This window comes from Lactobacillus sp. S2-2, assembly GCF_021698855.1.
GTDB lineage: Bacteria > Bacillota > Bacilli > Lactobacillales > Lactobacillaceae > Fructilactobacillus.
Window position 1 is genome coordinate 1 of the sequence record NZ_WWFA01000014.1, and the last position, 1,299, is coordinate 1,299.

The following is a 1,299-nucleotide window of genomic DNA, read 5'->3' on the forward strand; positions in this document are numbered from 1 at the left end:
ATATGAAAGTATTTTATACGAATGAAAATGTTATTGGAAACAAAACTGAAGGATATAGTATTAATACAGGAATTTCTAAAAGTTTTAAAGACAAATTCTTAACTCAAAATTTTTCTAGAGTGCTATTTACTTATATTCCTGACGTTACAGCGACAATTGATAATGATTTATCACCAATTAAACCTGACATTAATAGTCATCAAATAAAGGGAACGGCAACACCTGGAGCTTATGTTAGATTCGCGGGTGATCCAGCTTTTCCAGAACCAAATATACACTACGAAGGAAGTGATACCGAGCCAGAGTATCATACAATCGCAGATAAAAATGGAAATTATTCTTTTGATTTACCGAAGGATAAATATTTTACTGCTGGAAATACAATTACAGCTGAAGCTTCATTAGGTGGTAAAACTTATACGGCAAGTAAAAAAGTTAAAAATATGCCAAACGGTGATTTTAGTAGTTATGTGACAAACAGTGATGGTGATAAAACTGATAGTATTTATCGATCAAATAGTTCTAAGTTAAATTACACTTATGATAATACTTCCGGATATAACATTACTAATCCCAAAATTACAATTGAGCTTCCAGATAATTTTAATTTTAAAACTAATGAAATAGAATCATATATTGATGGAAAATTTATTAATAATGATAATGTAAAATTAAGTAAAGATGGGAATAAATTAGTAATTTCATATTCTAAAACTAATTTAGAAGAGAATCAGAAATTAGAATTCACAATTCCTTTTAATACAGATAATGAAAATAAAAATATTTCAATTCATGCAAAAGCTTCTGGAACAGTAAATCCAGATTATTATGTTGATAATATAGGTGAAAATGATTTAACGATTAATTTATTAGAAAGTGCGCTAGAATTGAAGTCAGTTCCGGATTTAAATTATGGAAATGTTAATGACTTAAGTGTTGGTAAGCCAATTAAAACAATTAATTCCCAAATTGTTGGAATTAAAGATACGTATCCATATGTTAATAATTGGCGTTTGGAATTATTACCCACTGATTTTTATGATAATGAAGGTAATAAAGTTGACTTTGATTTAAGGTATAATGAGAAAAAATTAGATACAACTTATTACAATGTTTTATATGAAAATAAAAAAATTAATAATGGTAATTTTGATCTTGATTTGCATAAAGGAATTGATTTAGTACCTGCTTCTAATAATAATGTAAGTAGAAGTAAAGAATATAAATCTGATTTAAATTGGTCAATTACAGATGCACCATGATAATAAGACTTGTATTTTTTGAGCATAGAGGATATAA

The 1,299-nt window shown here is 26.9% G+C and carries 1 pseudogene; it reads left to right on the forward strand.

The annotated features are described in order from the left end of the window. Positions 1-1,262: pseudogene (locus tag GSH19_RS07180) on the forward strand (hypothetical protein); the annotation flags it as partial. Positions 1,263-1,299: the final 37 nt, after the last annotated feature.